Origin of the sequence: Dickeya fangzhongdai, assembly GCF_002812485.1 — a bacterium.
Taxonomy (GTDB): Bacteria; Pseudomonadota; Gammaproteobacteria; order Enterobacterales; family Enterobacteriaceae; genus Dickeya; species Dickeya fangzhongdai.
This window is the reverse complement of sequence record NZ_CP025003.1, coordinates 3,357,984-3,371,371: the sequence shown is the minus strand read 5'-3', so window position 1 is coordinate 3,371,371 and position 13,388 is coordinate 3,357,984. Positions and strand designations below refer to the sequence as shown.

Below are 13,388 nucleotides of genomic sequence, written 5' to 3'. Positions count from 1 at the left end.
TTCAACTATACCGCTTTGCCTTTTAGCAGTTTTCTCACCCAAAACCGATTGGGGTGCAACGCCGCCAGCGTATCGCTGTCCAGCGGCAGCGGTTCGCCGAACAACTGCGATGCCAGTATTTCAGCGGCCAGCGGCGCAGAGCATAAACCGCGTGACCCCAACGCGCCAATCAAATAGAGATTCGGCCAGGACGGGGCGGCGGCTACTTCGTCGCCGTCAGCCAGCCGTTCTGGCAGATCCTGATAACACGCCAGTGTCTGTGGGTAATCCGGCACCTGACCCAGCAACGGCAGATGATCGCGGATCGCGCAGCGCACGCCGCAACGCGCCTGTTGCCCGGAAATGTCCACCTCGGTGGGCCAGTCACTGTCGGGCAGACAATCAATCAACCGCTGACGGTTCTGCTGTTGATCGGTTTCACGGTAATCCGTATCCGTATCGCCGCGATGATAGCTGGCGCCGATACAATGCGTGTGGTGATGCGGGCTGACCGGCGTCAGGTAGCCATCGTAGCACAGCACCTGACGCAGCGTGGACAGCGACGGCGTGTCGGGGACGTGGCTGACCTGACCGCGCACCGCGTAGACGGGCAGGCGGCGGGTCTGCTCCCAGTCGCTTACCTGATGACCGTTGGCCAGCACCACCGTGGCGTGTTGACGCTGACGGCCGTCCGCCAGCGTCAGCTGCCAGCCGCTGTCGGTGTGGGCGAGTGCGGCGACGGCGGTAGATAAATGCGCCTGCAGGCCCTGCCGGCAGGCCAGCGCAAAGGCCGATGCGGTCAGCTCGGCCGGGCATAGCCAGCCGCCTTGCGGGTAGGTAAGGCCGTGGGTGTGCAGCGGTACGCCGGCCTGTTCGGTCAGGGTGCGCGCGTCCGCCGGGCGTACCAGCGTCTCCGGCCAGTTGCCGGCCAGTATCCGGGTGATTTTGCGCGTGCTTTTTTCATCGTAAGCCAGCTGGCTGACGCCGCACCAGTCGTGTTCAAACGTCACCCCTTGCGCGGCGAGAGTGTCATAGCAGCGGCGGGCGAAGCCGAACGCGGTGGCGAAAAATCCCGATAACGCATCCTGCTTGTCGTTCAGCAGCGGATAGAGCGCGCCCTGACGATTGCCGGAGGCGCGTTGTCCCACCTGTTCGTCGGCGCAGTACAGCGTCACCCGCGCGCCGCGTCGCAGCAGCGCGAGCGCCGTCAGTACCGCCGCGACGCCGCCGCCGACAATCGCCACCTCCTGCGGGTGTGTGGCCGCAGGACGCGCGTACCAGGGAGTGGGGTGCGGCTGTTCACTGCTGTGCGACACCGTGCCGCACAGCATTTCCCGTTTCTGACCGAATCCCTTGATTTTGCTGACGTCAAATCCCGCCTGTTGCAATCCCCGGCGCACAAAACCGGCCGCGGTAAAGGTCGCGAACGTCCCTCCGTTGCGACACAAGCGCGCCATGGCGTGAAATAACGCATCGGTCCACATGTCCGGATTTTTGGCCGGGGCGAATCCGTCGAGAAACCAGGCGTCGATACGCCGGGTCAGGCTGTTGTCCAGTTTGGGCAGCAGGGCGTTGACGTCGCCGAACCACAGGTCCAGCGTGATGCGCCCCTGCGCCAGAATCAGCCGGTGACAACCGGGCAGCGCCAGCGGCCAGTGCCGGCGCAGTTCGTCGGCGAAAGGCGCCAGCTCCGGCCAACTGGCGTGCGCGGCGGCCAAATCCGACTGGCGCAGCGGAAATTTCTCAAAACTGATGAAGTGCAGCCGCTGCAGCGCGGCGTCCGGTTGTTGCTGGCGAAACTGTTCGAACGCCTGCCACAGCGTCAGGAAATTCAGTCCGGTGCCGAAGCCGGTTTCCGCCACGGTGCAGACCGGGCCGGGATGGTCGGAGAAACGCTGCGGAAAACCGTTGCCCTGCAGAAAGACGTAGCGGGTTTCCGCCAGGCCATCCTGGTTGGAGAAATAAACGTCATCAAACTGTTGCGATACAGGTGTACCCTGAGCGTTCCAGTTCAGGTCTGCATGCTGGATGGAAGGGCTTGTCACGGCAACTAACTCATTATTCAAGCGGTGGCGAGATTTTAGCGAGCGGTTTATTAAGTCGCAAATTTGAGAAAAGTTAGTCTGATCGGACTTGTTCAGCTTACATCTGTACGCTAAAGTGCGGAGCTAAATCCAAACTCTACAAGCGGAAGAGGTATTGAATGAAACGTGCGGTGATTACTGGTCTGGGTATTCTGTCCAGCATCGGTAATAACAAAGAGGAAGTGCTGGCATCCCTGCGTGAAGGCCGTTCTGGCATCACTTTCTCCGAAGAGCTGAAAGATTCTGGCATGCGTAGCCACGTCTGGGGTAACGTCAAGCTGGATACGGCGGGCCTGATTGAACGTAAAATTGTACGTTTCATGAGCGATGCCTCTATTTACGCTTACCTGTGCATGGAAGAAGCCGTCAAGGATTCCGGGCTGTCCGAAGAAGCCTACCAGAACAATCCGCGCGTAGGGTTGATCGTTGGTTCCGGCGGCGGTTCCCCGCGTTTCCAGGTGTTTGGCGCTGACGCTATGCGTAGCCCACGCGGCCTGAAAGCGGTCGGCCCTTATGTCGTGACCAAGGCGATGGCTTCCGGCGTGTCCGCCTGTCTGGCGACGCCGTTTAAAATCCACGGCGTCAACTACTCCATCAGTTCCGCTTGCGCTACGTCCGCGCACTGCATCGGCAACGCGGTCGAGCAGATTCAGATGGGCAAACAGGACATCGTGTTCGCCGGCGGCGGCGAAGAGCTGTGCTGGGAACTGGCGTGCGAATTCGACGCTATGGGCGCGCTGTCTACCAAATACAACGAGACGCCGGAACGCGCTTCCCGTACTTATGACGCGGATCGCGACGGTTTCGTTATCGCCGGCGGCGGCGGTATGGTGGTCGTGGAAGAGCTGGAGCACGCGCTGGCGCGCGGCGCGCATATCTACGCTGAAGTGGTTGGCTATGGCGCGACGTCCGATGGCGCCGACATGGTAGCCCCGTCAGGCGAAGGCGCGGTGCGCTGCATGAAGCTGGCGCTGCAGGATGTCGATACCCCGGTGGATTACATCAATACTCACGGCACCTCAACGCCGGTGGGCGATGTGAAAGAACTGTGGGCGATCCGTCAGGTGTTCGGCGACAACGTTCCGCCGATCTCTTCCACCAAAGCCATGACCGGTCACTCGCTGGGCGCCGCGGGCGTGCAGGAAGCCATCTATACGCTGCTGATGTTGGAGCACGGTTTCATTGCGCCGAGCATCAACGTTGAAACGCTGGACGAGCAGGCGCAAGGCATGAACGTCGTCACCGAGCCGACCGAACGTCAGCTGACTACCGTGATGTCCAACGGTTTCGGTTTCGGCGGCACCAACGCCGTGCTGGTGATGCGCAAATACGCGCAGTAACCGCGAAAATATAAAAAATACCGGGCTTGCCCGGTATTTTTTTGTCTGACGATCGTTGCCGCCAATCCGCTTTTCTCTGCCGCTTTCTCTGATTTCCCGCGCGTTACAGCACTACTCACATCAGCTTACAGCACGACCCACATCAGCAAGGCCACCACCAGGATCGCTACCAGCGCCAGCCCGATAGGTTTATTGACCAGCGACCGCCATTCCTGCGGCAAGGCGACGATGAGCGGGTTGATAAACGGCTGCAACGGCGCGGCGGAAGCCTCCTGGATCTGCTGGAGTCGCCGGCGGTAGAGGAACGTCACCACGTCGCTGATTTGCGAAGGGGTGAGCGGCGTTTGTGGCGTAATGTTCAGGGTGCTGCGGGTGAAATCCTGCAACAGTTGTTGTTCCTGCTGATCGAGCGGCTGTTTCAGCGCCGCCTGCAGCGTATGCAGGGTGGGCAGGGTATGCTGCTGCAACAGAATGCTTTGGGTGTTGAGGAACTGGCTTAACACCTGAAAGTTCTTCGCCGGAATCGGATCGCCGGTTTTCAATCCCTGCATGTCCATCATCGTTTGCCAGACTTTACCCGGCGATTCGCCGGTCAGCGCCACCAGCTTTGACACCAACTGGTTGAGCTGGTTGTGTTCCGCGGGCAGCAGCGCGCGGTCCAGCAGCGCGGTCGCCGCCGGCGATGAATTGGCGGTGAACCCGTCCGGAATGACGCCGGCTTGCAGCATGGCCGCCAGTTGCTGAGACGTTTGCGGCAGCGGCGGCGGTATGGTGGCGGCGGTAGGCGTCTGGGGAAACTGAATCGGCTGCCCTGTCGCGGTATTGCCAAACGGCAGGGTATTGCCCCCCGTGGACAACAGCGTGGCTGCCTGCGGCAACTGGCCGTTTTGCAGCAGCGTCACCACCAGCTTTAGCTGCGAGGGCGTCAGCGAACTCAGCACCGTGTGGCCGAACTGCTGGCGGATGAAATCGCTGACGGCCTGACGGTTATTCCCCTGCGACAGCAGGCTGGTCAGCTGTTGCAGCAACTGGCGGGTATCCTGCGACCCCTGTACGGTCGTCAGTCGGTTCTGCAAACTCTGCTCGGCAGCCGGAAACTGGCTGGCAAGCAACTCCGCGTTATTTTTCGTGCCGAGCTCTGCGCGCACGGTTGCCCAGACTTCCGCCGGCTTGGCGCCGCTCAGGGTGGAAATCTGCACCACCAGCTTTTCCAGCGTGGTGCGCTGCGCCAGCGTGAGCGGTGAATCGTCCGTCTGGGATGTCGCGGTTTTCGACAACGCGGTTTCCAGCGTTTTTTCTCCCTGCAGGGAAACATTGCCGGGGTTACTGATCGGTTGCATGGTGTGATCCTTACCGTAAACGCTCGACGGGATTTCGCATCAACCCGATGAAATTATCGCCATCATACCCACTGTCATCATAACAACGGCGCGGTATTACCGATAGTTCGTCGGGCGTGAACAGGCGAAAATTCCGCTGAACCGAACGAAAAGGCGAGAAAACGCATGACCGGCGTGACGCGCGCCGATTCCGACGGGCAAAGCGGCGCGCGGAGATAGAGTAATCCGCGGCGCTCGCGTTATGCGGCCGGTGCCGGGGCTACGGTGGGCGGGCTGCGGGTACGGATTGCCGCCGGCCTGATCGGGCATATCCATGATGATGTGACAACACGGTTCCACAGTAACCAGCCTGCCGCTTTGACAACGGTTTCTTGCGGCCCGGTATGATGCCAGAACGCCGGCGGGTGCCGTTCCCGTCGTCAGTGTTACCCTGTGCCGGTTTGTGGCAGAATAATGCCCTTCGTTTCATCGCTGCGGCGCGGGTGTCGTCAGCGGTCTATCAGGAAAGCCAACGTGAAAATCCTAGTTGATGAAAATATGCCTTACGCGCAGACGCTGTTCAGCCGTCTGGGCGAGGTGACGGCGGTGCCGGGGCGGCCGATTCCGACGGATGCCCTGAACGGGGCGGATGCGCTGATGGTGCGTTCGGTCACCAAAGTGAACGCCGACCTGCTGACCGGCAAAGCGGTGAAATTTGTCGGTACGGCGACGGCGGGAACCGATCATGTCGATGAAGCGTTTCTGCGCCAACAGGGCATCGCCTTTTCCGCTGCGCCCGGTTGCAATGCGATTGCGGTGGTGGAGTATGTGTTTTCCTCGCTGCTGATGCTGGCGGAACGCGATGGCTTCAATCTGACGGATCGTACCGTCGGCATTATCGGGGTAGGCAACGTGGGCTCCCGTCTCAATGACCGGCTGACGGCGCTGGGCGTCCGCACGCTGCTGTGCGACCCGCCGCGGGCGGATCGCGGCGATAGCGGGCCGTTCCTGTCGCTGGACGAGGTGGTGGCGCAGGCCGATGTGCTGACTTTTCACACCCCGCTGCTGAAAGACGGCCCTTACGCCACCTGGCACAGCGTGGATGCCGCGCTGCTGGCGCGTCTGAAAGACGGCGTCATTCTGATCAACGCCTGCCGTGGTCCGGTGGTGGATAACGCCGCCTTGCTGACGGCGTTGCAAGGCGGCAAAAACCTCAGCGTGGTGCTGGATGTGTGGGAGCCGGAGCCGGAGTTGTCCATCGAACTGCTTGATCGGGTCGACATCGGCACCGCGCATATCGCCGGTTATACGCTGGAAGGCAAAGCGCGCGGCACCACCCAGGTTTTCGAAGCCTGGAGCCATTTCATCGGTCAGCCGCAACAGGTCGCCTTGTCGTCGCTGCTGCCGGCGCCGGAACTGTCCGAGGTCACCCTGACCGTGCCGCTGGATGAGCGTCAGCTCAAACGGTTGGTGCATCTGGTGTATGATGTGCGCCGTGATGACGCCCTGCTGCGTCAGGTGGCGCATGTACCCGGCGAATTTGACCGGTTGCGCAAGTTCTATCAGGAGCGGCGCGAGTGGTCATCGCTGCATGTCGTCTGCGCCGATCGGGAGAGTGCAGACCGGCTGAACCGGCTGGGTTTCACCGCGTCGGTCAACGATCACTAATTTCCTGTATCAAAATCAGATTAATCCGGGCGGTGCGATCATCGTCCGGTGTGTTTTATTCATTATTGTTGGGGAGAACGATCACATGTCCAATGGCTGGAATATCGCGCTGCTGGGCGCGACCGGCGCCGTCGGCACCGCTTTGCTGGAGCTGTTGCAGGAACGTGAGTTTCCCGTGGGTGAGCTCTATGCGCTGGCGAGTGAAAACAGCGTCGGCGAGAGCCTGCGTTTTAGCGGCCGTTCGCTGCGGGTGGAAAACGCCGCGGATTTCGACTGGTCGCAGGTACAACTGGCTTTTTTCGTCGCCGGTATGGAAGCCAGCGCCCGCTATGCCGACGCGGCGGGCAACGCCGGTTGTCTGGTAATTGACAGCAGCGGCCTGTTCGCGCTGGAGCCGGACGTGCCGCTGGTGGTGCCGGGCGTCAACCCGCACGTGCTGGCGGATTACCGCAACCGCAATCTCGTGGCGGTGGCGGACAGCCTGACCAGCCAGTTGCTCACCGCGATCAAACCGCTGATGGAGCAGGCCGGGCTGTCGCGTCTGCATGTGACCAACCTGCTGTCGGTGTCGGCTCACGGCAAGGCGGCGGTGGATGACTTGGCCGGTCAGAGCGCTCGTCTGCTCAACGGTATTCCGGCCGAGCCGGGTTTGTTCCCGAAACAGCTGGCGTTCAACCTGTTGCCGCTGCTGGCGGATACCGAAGGCAGCGTGCGTGAAGAGCGTCGGCTGGTGGAGCAGGTGCGTAAGGTATTGCAGGACGACGGCCTGCCGATTTCGGTCAGTTGCGTACAGTCGCCGGTGTTTTATGGTCATGCGCAGGTGGTGCATCTGGAAGCGCTGCGCCCGCTGTCTGCCGATGAAGCGCGCGACGTACTGGCGCAGGCGGGCGATGTGGCGCTGAGCGAGGAAGACGACTACCCGACGCAGGTGGAAGACGCGTCCGGCAATGTACAACTGAATATTGGCTGCCTGCGCAACGATTACGGCATTCCCGAACTGTTGCAGTTCTGGTCGGTGGCCGACAATATCCGTTTCGGCGGCGCGCTGATGGCGGTGGAAACCGCCGAGCGGCTGATTGAGGAGTACCTGGGGTAATGACGGCGTTGCAGCACGCGGATGACGAGGCGCCGCTGAAAATCGCCCTGGGGATCGAGTATGACGGCAGTCGTTATTACGGCTGGCAGCGTCAGGCTGAGGTGGACAGCGTTCAGGGTTGCCTGGAGGCGGCGTTGTCTCAGGTGGCGAACGAGCGAATCGACGTATTTTGCGCCGGTCGCACCGACGCCGGGGTGCATGCGACCGGGCAGGTGGTGCATTTCACCACCCGGTCGGTGCGTAAGGATGCCGCCTGGACTATGGGCGTCAACGCCAACCTGCCGCCGGATATCGCGGTGCGTTGGGTGAAAACGGTGGATGACGCGTTTCATGCCCGTTTCAGCGCCACCGCTCGTCGTTACCGCTACGTGATTTATAACCGGCGCTTCCGGCCGGCGATCCTGTCGCGGGGCGTGACGCACTACTACCTGCCGCTGGATGCCGAGCGCATGCACCGCGCCGGTCAGTGCCTGCTGGGCGAGAACGATTTTACCTCGTTCCGGGCGGTGCAGTGTCAGTCGCGCACGCCCTGGCGTAACCTGATGCACCTGCGGGTGGTGCGTCAGGGGGACTATGTCGTGGTGGATATCAAGGCCAACGCGTTTGTGCATCATATGGTGCGTAACATTGTGGGCAGCCTGATGGAAATCGGGTGCGGCAACCAGCCGGAAAACTGGATGGCCGAACTGCTGGCGGCAAAGGATCGAACGCTGGCCGCCGCGACGGCGAAAGCCGATGGACTGTATTTGGTTTCGGTGGATTATCCGCAGGATTTCGGTATTCCATGCGCGTCGATGGGACCGCTGTTTCTGCCGGATGAGGCGATTTAAGGGTAACTGGCGCGTCGTCAACGAACGGCGAAGTCGGCATTTGAACTGAATAAGGACGCGATTATGCTGGATTTTGTACGGTTTATCATTGATTTCATCCTGCACATTGATGTGCATCTGGCCGGGTTGGTGGCGCAGTATGGCGTGTGGATCTACGCGATTCTGTTCCTGATTCTGTTTTGTGAAACCGGCCTGGTGGTCACGCCGTTCCTGCCCGGCGATTCGCTGCTGTTTGTGGCGGGCGCGCTGGCCGCGTTGCCGACCAATGACCTGAACGTTCACCTGATGGTGACGCTGATGTTGGTGGCCGCCGTGTTGGGCGATGCGGTGAATTACACTATCGGCCGACTGTTCGGCGAGAAATTGTTCCGCAATCCCAACTCGCGCATTTTCCGGCGCAGCTATCTGGATCGCACCCATGCGTTTTATGAACGTCACGGCGGCAAGACAATAATTCTGGCGCGCTTTGTGCCGATTGTGAGAACATTTGCGCCCTTTGTCGCCGGGATGGGGCACATGCGTTACCGCGAGTTCGCCCTGTACAACGTGACCGGGGCGCTGCTGTGGGTGCTGTTGTTCACCTATGCCGGCTACCTGTTCGGCGATCTGCCGGTGGTGCAGGAGAACCTGAAGTTATTGATCGTGGCGATCATCTTCATCTCCATTCTGCCGGGGTTGATCGAGTTCTGGCGGCATAAGCGCGCCCTGACGCGGCAAAATATGAAATAAGTGGAAAATTATTTTAACATCCGGTTTGACCAGTTTTTTATCCACACGTCCGGATCGTTATGGTTTAATGAGCAGCATTTATGGCTGTGTTTGTATAAACAAGCCTGAATGCCAATGTCTTATCCCGGCGTATCCGGGATGCGATATCGCTTTATCGGCGGCGTTGCCAGGGATGGGGTAACGTGTAGCAGCGTACTGGCTGGTGCCAGGTTCAAGCAGAAAGGTTATCAATGAGCTGGATTGAACGAATTCTTAATAAAAGTAATGTCACGCCAACCCGCAAGGCGAATATTCCTGAAGGGGTGTGGACTAAATGTGACAGTTGCGGTCAGGTGCTTTACCGCGCCGAGCTGGAACGCAACCTGGAAGTGTGTCCGAAATGTGATCACCACATGCGGTTGTCCGCCCGGGCTCGTCTCCATGCGTTTCTGGACAAAGAAGGCATGGTGGAACTGGGCAGCGAGCTGGAGCCTAAAGATGTCCTGAAATTCAGAGACTCCAAAAAATACAAGGACCGTATCGTCTCGGCGCAGAAGCAGTCTGACGAAAAAGACGCCCTGGTGGTGATGAAGGGCACGCTGTACGACATGCCGGTGGTCGCCGCTTCGTTCGAATTCTCCTTCATGGGCGGTTCTATGGCGTCTGTCGTCGGCGCGCGGTTTGTCCGTGCCGTTGAGCAGGCGCTGGAAGACAACTGCCCGCTGGTTTGCTTCTCCGCCAGCGGCGGCGCCCGTATGCAGGAAGCGCTGATGTCGCTGATGCAGATGGCGAAAACCAGCGCGGCGCTGGCGAAAATGCGCGAACGCGGCTTGCCGTACATTTCGGTGCTGACCGACCCGACGATGGGCGGCGTGTCCGCCAGTCTGGCGATGCTGGGCGATCTGAACATCGCCGAGCCGAAAGCGCTGATCGGTTTTGCCGGCCCGCGCGTTATTGAGCAGACGGTGCGTGAAAAGCTGCCGCCGGGCTTCCAGCGCAGTGAATTCCTGCTGGAAAAAGGCGCCATCGATATGATCGTCCGTCGTGCGGATATGCGCTACAAACTGGCGAGCATCCTGTCCCGGTTGACGAATCGCCCGGAGCCGCAGGAATCTGCCGTGGCGCGGCCGCCCGTCTCGCCTGAATCACAGAGTGAAGCCTAATCAATGATGTACCGGGAGCAGGGCGGCGTTGTTGCCGTGTTCCCGGCAGCAATCAACCGTAAGTCAGTGAACGGGACTCATGGATAATCTTCAGACACCTCAAGCCACGTCGCCTCTGGCCACGTGGCTTCACTATCTTGAACATCTACACTTCCAGACCATCGACCTCGGTCTGGAGCGCATCCAACTGGCGGCGGAACGCCTGCATCTGCTGCAACCGGCTCCCCGCGTGTTTACCGTAGCCGGCACCAACGGCAAAGGCACCACGTGCTGCACGCTGGAATCCATCTTGAGCGCCGCCGGGCTACGGGTTGGCGTGTACAGTTCACCACACCTGCTGCGTTATACCGAACGAGTGCGCATTCAGGGCCGCGAATTGCCGGAGTCCCGGCACGCCGAGGCATTTGCCGCGATCGAGGCCGGTCGCAACGGCACTTCGCTGACCTATTTTGAGTTCGGCACGCTGGCGGCGCTGTGGTTGTTCAAGCAGGCGCAACTGGATGTGGTGATTCTGGAAGTCGGGCTGGGCGGCCGTCTGGACGCCACCAATATCGTGGATGCCGATGTCGCGGTCGTTACCAGCATCGCGCTGGATCACACCGACTGGCTGGGTAACGACCGGGAAAGCATCGGCCGTGAAAAGGCGGGCATTTTCCGCGGGAACCGACCGGCCGTGGTGGGCGAACCGGATATGCCGGCATCGATTGCCGCCGTAGCGCAGGAAAAAGGCGCGCAGCTGTTTCGGCGTGGGTCTGACTGGCAGTTTTCACTGCAGGACGGCGGCTGGCGCTGGCAGAGCGGCGATGTTCATTATGATGGATTACCCATTCCTACCGTGCCGCTGGCGAATGCGGCGACCGCCCTGGCGGCGCTGCAAGCCTCCGACATTGTTCTGACTGTCGACGCCATCCGTCAGGGGCTGCGTCAGGCGCAATTGCCGGGACGTTTCCAGATTGTGAGCGAAAAGCCGTTGTTGATTCTGGATGTCGCGCATAATCCTCATGCTGCGGCCTACCTGGCCGCGCGACTGGCTGATTTACCGCGCGCCGGCCGGGTTCGGGCGGTGATTGGCATGCTGGCGGATAAAGACATCCCCGGCACGCTGGCGCATCTTAAGCCGCAGGTGGATGTGTGGTATTGCGCTCCGCTGGAGGGGCCGCGCGGCGCCGATGCCGGGCTGCTGGCCACGCATCTGGATCACTGTACGTCATTCCCGGATGTGGCGACGGCCTGGCGGCAGGCGATGCAGGACGCCGGCGAAGATGATGTAGTGATTGTTTGTGGTTCTTTCCATACTGTCGCGCATGTGATGGAAGCGCTGGACGGGAGCGGAACGCATGGCGAGTAAATTTCAGAATCGCCTGGTAGGAACTGTTGTGCTGGTGGCGCTGGGGGTGATCGTGCTCCCCGGCCTGCTGGATGGTAAGAAAAAGCATTATGAAGATGACTTCGCCGCTATCCCGTTGGTTCCCAAACCGGGCGATACGCTGGAAGCGGAGTCGATGCCGCCGATAAATCAGTCGCTGCCGGCCCAGCCGCCTGAAGGGGCCGAGGCGGCGATGCAGAGTAAGAATGCGTCCGCTGCGGAAACGGCTGAAGAGCCGGATTCCGCGCAATCCTCCGCCCGTCATGGCGCGTCCCAGCCGTCGTCTTCCCGCCCGGCCGCAACGCCGGCGCCGGTGGTGACAGAACCACGTGCGCCGGTTCAGCAAGTGGCGCCGCCAGCGATGAAGGCGCAGCCGGCGAAGCCTGAAGCCAAAAAACCGGAAACCAAACCGGAAAGCCGGCCGAAGCCCGAGGCGAAAGCGACGGAGAGCAAGGCGGCTGAAAGTAAGCTGGCCGGAAGTAAGCAGGCCGAAAGTAAGCCGGCTGAAAAACCGGCCGACACCCGCGCGGCGGAAGCCAAAACGGAAAACAAAGCGCCGGAAAGCAAGCCGACGCCTCAGGAGCAGACGCCAGCCGGTCAGGCCTTTGTGGTGCAATTGGGCGCGCTGAAGAATGCCGATAAGGTCAATGAGATTGTCGCCAAGCTGCGTCTGTCCGGTTATCGGGCCTATACCGTGCCGTCGGCGCCAGTGGCGGGGCAGATAACCCGTATCTACGTCGGGCCGGATGCCTCGAAGCAGAAATTGCAGTCGGCGCTGGGCGAGTTGCAGCAGCTTAGTGGGCTGAGCGGGCAAGTCCGGTCGTACAGCGCGCGCTAAGGCGGCTAATCAGCCTATACCCAAAATAATTCGAGTTGCAGGACAACACGTTCACGTGTTGAACAACGCAACGCGTTGGACCTTTAGGGCAAGGCTCATAAGAGCCTTGTAACGCGGCAACAGAGTGAATCCCCAGGAGCTTACATCAGTAAGTGACTGGGGTGAGCGAGAGCAGCCAACGCATCTGCAACTTGAAGTATGACGGGTATATACAAGCAGGGGTAGGGGAGCGAGGCGACCTTGCCCCTTTATTTTGTGCGCGGAGCACTGAAGTTTTGTGGCGGAGCACTGAACCGCTATCGGCGGCGCGCGACGGACAGGGGCGCTATCCGTATGGCGGCGAGAGGTTTTTTTTATTTCTTCGCCTATCGAAAAAATCGGCGGGAAATACGCTACGCAAACGTTTTCTTTTTCTGTTAGAATGCGCCGCGAACAGGATGACCGGCGCTGCGATTGTCATCGTTCATTATTAGGATAGTTCATGGTTTGGGTTGATTACGTCATTATCGGTATTATCGGATTCTCGGCTCTGGTCAGTCTCATCCGGGGGTTTGTACGTGAAGCGCTGTCACTGGTGACCTGGGGGGCGGCGTTCTTTATCGCCAGCCACTACTATGCCTATCTCGCGGTCTATTTCACGCGGTTTAATGATGAGCTGGTGCGCAACGGTATCGCCATTGCCATTCTGTTTATTGCGACGTTGATTGTGGGCGCTATCGTTAATTATGTGATCGGTTCGCTGGTTGAACGCACCGGACTGTCAGGCACTGACCGGGTACTGGGCATTTGCTTCGGTGCATTGCGCGGTGTGTTGATCGTTTCCGCGCTGCTGTTCTTTCTGGATACCTTCACCGGTTTTTCACAGAGTGCCGACTGGAAGCAGTCCCATTTAATCCCGCAATTCAGTTATATCATCAGGTGGTTTTTTGACTACCTGCAAAGCACGTCGAGTTTCTTGCCGCGGCACATCTAGCCGCGGTAGCGCTGATGAGGAAAA

11 protein-coding genes are annotated in these 13,388 nt (G+C 60.1%); 9 read left to right on the top strand and 2 right to left on the bottom strand.

The features are described 5' to 3' along the window. Positions 1 to 5: 5 nt before the first annotated feature. Positions 6 to 2,024, bottom strand: coding sequence for a bifunctional tRNA (5-methylaminomethyl-2-thiouridine)(34)-methyltransferase MnmC2/FAD-dependent 5-carboxymethylaminomethyl-2-thiouridine(34) oxidoreductase MnmC1 (gene mnmC / locus CVE23_RS14920; RefSeq protein ID WP_100849827.1), 2,019 nt, complete (start codon positions 2,022 to 2,024; stop codon positions 6 to 8). A 158-nt stretch (positions 2,025 to 2,182) separates the two neighbouring features. Between mnmC and fabB the strand changes: the two genes are divergently transcribed. After that, positions 2,183 to 3,403, top strand: coding sequence for a beta-ketoacyl-ACP synthase I (gene fabB / locus CVE23_RS14915; protein ID WP_038667395.1), 1,221 nt, complete (start codon positions 2,183 to 2,185; stop codon positions 3,401 to 3,403). 125 nt (positions 3,404 to 3,528) lie between these two features. On the opposite strand, the gene flk is transcribed toward fabB, so the two are convergent. Continuing rightward, positions 3,529 to 4,743, bottom strand: a complete 1,215-nt coding sequence (flk, locus tag CVE23_RS14910) for a flagella biosynthesis regulator Flk (RefSeq protein WP_049853710.1) — start codon at positions 4,741 to 4,743, stop codon at positions 3,529 to 3,531. Positions 4,744 to 5,256: 513 nt separating this feature from the next. On the opposite strand from flk, the gene pdxB reads away from it, so the two are divergent. The 8 genes from pdxB to cvpA all read left to right on the top strand — a co-directional run bounded on the left by pdxB (position 5,257) and on the right by cvpA (position 13,364). Next, a complete protein-coding gene (pdxB, locus tag CVE23_RS14905; RefSeq protein WP_038919665.1) occupies positions 5,257 to 6,390 on the top strand; it encodes a 4-phosphoerythronate dehydrogenase PdxB in 1,134 nt (377 codons plus the stop codon). A gap of 85 nt (positions 6,391 to 6,475) precedes the next feature. After that, the gene (locus CVE23_RS14900; protein WP_100849826.1) at positions 6,476 to 7,486 is read left to right on the top strand and encodes an aspartate-semialdehyde dehydrogenase; all 1,011 of its coding nucleotides are present in this window, start codon (positions 6,476 to 6,478) and stop codon (positions 7,484 to 7,486) included. Further along, positions 7,486 to 8,316 (top strand): tRNA pseudouridine(38-40) synthase TruA, encoded by an 831-nt coding sequence (gene truA, locus CVE23_RS14895; RefSeq protein WP_038919662.1) that lies wholly within the window; start codon positions 7,486 to 7,488, stop codon positions 8,314 to 8,316. Before CVE23_RS14900 ends, truA begins: the two co-directional genes overlap by 1 nt. Positions 8,317 to 8,379: 63 nt before the next feature. Beyond that, positions 8,380 to 9,045: a DedA family protein gene (locus tag CVE23_RS14890; protein ID WP_369831404.1), complete on the top strand. Its 666-nt coding sequence runs from the start codon at positions 8,380 to 8,382 to the stop codon at positions 9,043 to 9,045. Positions 9,046 to 9,275: 230 nt separating this feature from the next. Then, positions 9,276 to 10,187, top strand: a complete 912-nt coding sequence (gene accD / locus CVE23_RS14880) for an acetyl-CoA carboxylase, carboxyltransferase subunit beta (protein WP_038919661.1) — start codon at positions 9,276 to 9,278, stop codon at positions 10,185 to 10,187. Between the two features lie 79 nt (positions 10,188 to 10,266). Further along, a complete protein-coding gene (gene folC, locus CVE23_RS14875; RefSeq protein WP_038919660.1) occupies positions 10,267 to 11,535 on the top strand; it encodes a bifunctional tetrahydrofolate synthase/dihydrofolate synthase in 1,269 nt (422 codons plus the stop codon). After that, positions 11,525 to 12,391 (top strand): cell division protein DedD, encoded by an 867-nt coding sequence (gene dedD / locus CVE23_RS14870; RefSeq protein WP_100849825.1) that lies wholly within the window; start codon positions 11,525 to 11,527, stop codon positions 12,389 to 12,391. Before folC ends, dedD begins: the two co-directional genes overlap by 11 nt. Positions 12,392 to 12,872: 481 nt before the next feature. Continuing rightward, positions 12,873 to 13,364, top strand: coding sequence for a colicin V production protein (cvpA, locus tag CVE23_RS14865; protein ID WP_024106620.1), 492 nt, complete (start codon positions 12,873 to 12,875; stop codon positions 13,362 to 13,364). Positions 13,365 to 13,388 lie beyond the last annotated feature (24 nt).

Coding starts and splice junctions, on each gene's coding strand:
- flk (WP_049853710.1), bottom strand. CDS start 4,743: ATGCAACCGATCAGTAACCCCGGCAATGTTTCCCTGCAGGGAGAAAAA.
- CVE23_RS14900 (WP_100849826.1), top strand. CDS start 6,476: ATGTCCAATGGCTGGAATATCGCGCTGCTGGGCGCGACCGGCGCCGTC.
- cvpA (WP_024106620.1), top strand. CDS start 12,873: ATGGTTTGGGTTGATTACGTCATTATCGGTATTATCGGATTCTCGGCT.
- fabB (WP_038667395.1), top strand. CDS start 2,183: ATGAAACGTGCGGTGATTACTGGTCTGGGTATTCTGTCCAGCATCGGT.
- folC (WP_038919660.1), top strand. CDS start 10,267: ATGGATAATCTTCAGACACCTCAAGCCACGTCGCCTCTGGCCACGTGG.
- truA (WP_038919662.1), top strand. CDS start 7,486: ATGACGGCGTTGCAGCACGCGGATGACGAGGCGCCGCTGAAAATCGCC.
- CVE23_RS14890 (WP_369831404.1), top strand. CDS start 8,380: ATGCTGGATTTTGTACGGTTTATCATTGATTTCATCCTGCACATTGAT.
- dedD (WP_100849825.1), top strand. CDS start 11,525: ATGGCGAGTAAATTTCAGAATCGCCTGGTAGGAACTGTTGTGCTGGTG.
- accD (WP_038919661.1), top strand. CDS start 9,276: ATGAGCTGGATTGAACGAATTCTTAATAAAAGTAATGTCACGCCAACC.